The sequence below is a fragment of the Kordia jejudonensis genome (assembly GCF_001005315.1).
GTDB lineage: Bacteria > Bacteroidota > Bacteroidia > Flavobacteriales > Flavobacteriaceae > Kordia > Kordia jejudonensis.
In genome coordinates, this window is the sequence record NZ_LBMG01000106.1 from 1 (window position 1) to 3,716 (window position 3,716).

The 3,716-nt window shown below is 31.4% G+C and carries 3 protein-coding genes; all 3 read left to right on the forward strand.

Annotation, left to right across the window (positions count from 1 at the left end; genetic code table 11):
* Positions 1 to 214 precede the first annotated feature (214 nt).
* The 3 genes from AA089_RS24385 to AA089_RS22695 all read left to right on the forward strand — a co-directional run bounded on the left by AA089_RS24385 (position 215) and on the right by AA089_RS22695 (position 3,684).
* The gene (locus AA089_RS24385) at positions 215 to 1,348 is read left to right on the forward strand and encodes an AbiH family protein (RefSeq protein WP_082113467.1); all 1,134 of its coding nucleotides are present in this window, start codon (positions 215 to 217) and stop codon (positions 1,346 to 1,348) included.
* 144 nt (positions 1,349 to 1,492) lie between these two features.
* Positions 1,493 to 2,479, forward strand: a complete 987-nt coding sequence (locus tag AA089_RS24010; protein WP_053002643.1) for a helix-turn-helix domain-containing protein — start codon at positions 1,493 to 1,495, stop codon at positions 2,477 to 2,479.
* A gap of 359 nt (positions 2,480 to 2,838) precedes the next feature.
* On the forward strand, positions 2,839 to 3,684 hold the full coding sequence (locus AA089_RS22695) for a helix-turn-helix domain-containing protein (RefSeq protein ID WP_046759315.1): 846 nt from the start codon (positions 2,839 to 2,841) through the stop codon (positions 3,682 to 3,684).
* The last annotated feature ends 32 nt before the right edge of the window (positions 3,685 to 3,716 follow it).

A 3,716-nucleotide genomic window follows, 5' to 3' on the forward strand; every position in this document is an offset into this window, starting at 1 on the left:
TTTTCTTGGTTGTTAACACAGAATCTTTGCTGTTAGATTGTTGGATATGCTTCGCTATTAGTGTGTAAATTTTAGTGTTTCAAGATAAAATTCTTACATATTTTGTTTAATTTACAGAAGTTAATTGGATCTCTTTTTTTGGTTTGAATTGTCAGTTCGAGCGCAGTCGAGAACAAGAAAAAGTGAACGTTACTAAAAAAAAGATTATCTAAACATGAACAAACTCATTATCGCTGGAAATGGATTCGATTTAGCACACGGACTACCAACATCGTACAATCACTTTATGGATGCTTTTTGGCGTGATTTACAAGAAAATCAAAATAATGAGATTGTTAAAAAAGTAGTGTATTTAAATCCTGTGTTTCAAGATCATTTTAAAGAAGGAGAAATTAAAAACTTTAAAAGCTTTGAGGCAAATATTCTTAATTATTTAAAAAATAATTTACGTAGCCATGAATATCAATTAGAAACATATACTTTTTCGCAAAGAGGAAGATCAAAAGATTATGGTAAACAAGTTGTTTTATTTAAGTTTAAAAATGAATTCTTTAAAAGATTAAATGAAGTTCAATCTATTGCAAATTGGGTAGATGTTGAAAATGAGTATTATAAAAAACTTAAAGTTATATCCAAACTCAGTTCAATCGCTAAACAAGAAAAAAGAGAACAAGTTTTAAGGCTTCACAAAGAATTTGAACAAGTAAAACAATTACTAGAGCGATATTTACAGAAGAATATAGTTGATACATATAAATTAGATCCTAATTTCATATTAAATATCCATGCAGAAGATAAAATTAATAAAACTGTCAGTTACATAGAACCTGAAAAAGAAGGCTCTACTTTTTATATTGTAAATTTCAATTATACGCCAACATTAGAATTATTTTATAGCGCAAAGAGTAATGAAATAAATTACATCCACGGAAAACTAAACGAAAACATTGTCTTCGGCTTCGGAGATGAAATGGACGAAGATTACAAGTTAATTGAAGATATGGACGACAATGAATATTTACGTTATTTTAAGTCGTTTCAATATGTGCAAAACTCTAATTATAAAGATGTGTTACGGTATGTAGATTCCGAAAAATTTCAAGTTATTATTATGGGACATTCTTGTGGTTTGTCCGATAGAACGTTGCTAAATACTATTTTTGAACATGAAAATTGTCGTTCTATCAAAGTGTTTTACCATCAAAAAGACGATGGAACAGATAATTACACAGAAACCATTCAAAATATTTCTAGACATTTTAATGATAAGAAACTCATGCGAACCAAAATCGTAGAAAAAACCTTGAGTGAACCCATGCCGCAAATTCAGTTACCGAAGAAGGAATAAAACGATTCATCATGATTTTCACATCAAGCACAGTCGAGATGTATTTTTGAAATAAAAAACAATAAATCCAGTGATAGCAAGCAAATGACGGGCAAATGGCGTGTTAGATTTTACTAACTTTTAAAAAAATCGATAGTAGTTTTGATGAAAAATACTTTTATCATGGAACAACCAACACTAGGAAAGAAAATCGCAAGCTTGCGAAAAGAAAAAGGTCTTACACAAGAAGAACTCATCGAAAAATGTAATGTGAGCATTCGCACAATTCAGCGGATTGAAGCAGGAGAAGTAACACCGAGAAGTTATACTGTAAAAGCAATTTTTGAAGCGTTAGAATATGACTTTGAAGCAGATAAAGCTGCTGAAATTGCTTTTGAAAAATCATGTGAAATTACGCCGAATTGGTTTCAAGAGCCAAAAGTTTGGTTACTCGTAGTTGCCTTCATACTCTTTTTCGTCTGTAGTCTTTTTTTTCCGTATGAAGATTCAAATTTCACTGTTATGAATGGATGTTACTTTGTCATTATGTCGGCTGTACAAATCCTTCTTATTGGAAATTACATGGCGGGACAGAAAAAAAGTAGAATTCCAACTAAAAATGGTGAACTACAAATAGCATTCAACACAGCAAAAGTTGCGGGAGCTATATTTCTTTTTATAGCGTTTGACGTATTTATAATTTATACAATAGTACATAGTGTCAATTTTTTCAATTCGGATGTTACAAAATATTTGATGCTAGCTTCGATCTTGTTGCCTATTTATTTTTCCATAAAACTTATATATCCGTATGCAAATAAGCTTCTATTAAAAACGGCAAACGGATTTCGTATTACAAATGAAGGAATTGAAGATAATTCTATGCTTTCTTTAAATACACTAATTCCTTGGGAAGAAGTAGAACGTTTTGATGTTGTAAAATCACTCTATGGTTTTCAGTGGATTGTTCCTATTTTGAAAAATCCTGAAGATGTCATCAATCTTCAAACAAATCATTTTGCAAGAGAAATTACAAAATCAAATTACAAACAATATGGTTCTCCTTTGCGAATTTATACCAATACGCTAAATATTAACCCAAGTGAATTGTATAAAATTTTGTGTATTCGGTTGAAAAAATCAAAATCGTAGCAAAAACCTTGTCCAAACTCTTGCCGCAAATTCAGCTGCATAAAAGAAATAGTGCGTCATTTTAAACCTTGTACTCAACTTGATTGGGTATTGATTCAGAATCACATTAGTGAGTGAGATTCCTGTTCTCGTGAGAATGATAAAAGCGAGATTTCCAAATTTGTCAATTCAAGTGTCCTGAACTTGTTTCAGGATGTATCAAGAATAGAATTTTGAACTTTGTGATAGTTCTCGATACAAATTTGTTTCACAAATTCACTCGAACTGACGTTTAGTTTTTATAGTATACATACGTAAATAAACACCACTTTTTACGACCAAAGAAAAAGTTTTATATTACACAAAAGAAACAAGCTTATATGGCAATTCAAGACATTACCAACTATAGCTATCAAGATACATTTTCACTCAGTGTTGTACAGTTTGAAAAAGCATGCGTTGTCAACAAACCCGAACAAGTAGATTCGTATACGATTTATTGGATTAAAGAAGGAAAAGGTACGTATCATATCGATTTTGAAACGTATAGTTTTGATGGAAATATCATTTTCTTTTTGTCGCCAGGACAAGTATTTTCGGTAAGTTCAGAAAAAATCAAAGAAGCGTATAAACTATCTTTTAAGCGCGATTTTTATTGTATTCAAACCCATGACAAAGAAATTTCATGCAATGGTGTGTTGTTTAATAATGTATACGATTCGCCATTTGTAATTCCGAAAGCGAAAGATGTAGCACGATTGAGTTTGTTGTTAGAAGATTTAATTGAAGAATTTCACAATGAAAATTCAGGTCAATATGATATGTTGCAAAGCTATTTGAAGCAATTTATCATTCATTCAGTTCGTGTAAAAACAGCAGATTTTGTGGTGAAAGAAGAAACCGAAACCAAGCTTTATAAAGATTTTAGTGTGTTGGTGGAGCAAAATTTCAAAAAAATGCATTCGGTTTCAGCATATGCTGATCGGTTAGGAATTTCGCCAAAATCCATTTCCAAACATTTTCAAAAATTAGGCACAACGACACCAAGCGATTTCATTAAAAATAGAATCATCTTAGAAGCCAAACGGCAATTGTTATATTCGGAACAATCTGTCAAAGAAATTGCCTTCGATTTAGGTTTTAACGATCCTGCCTATTTTACACGTTTCTTTACCAAAGCGATTGAAAAATCGCCACTTTCTTTTAAAGCGGACTATAGGAAGTAGATTTGGTCGCTTCGCTTTTTGGTCGCTTCGCT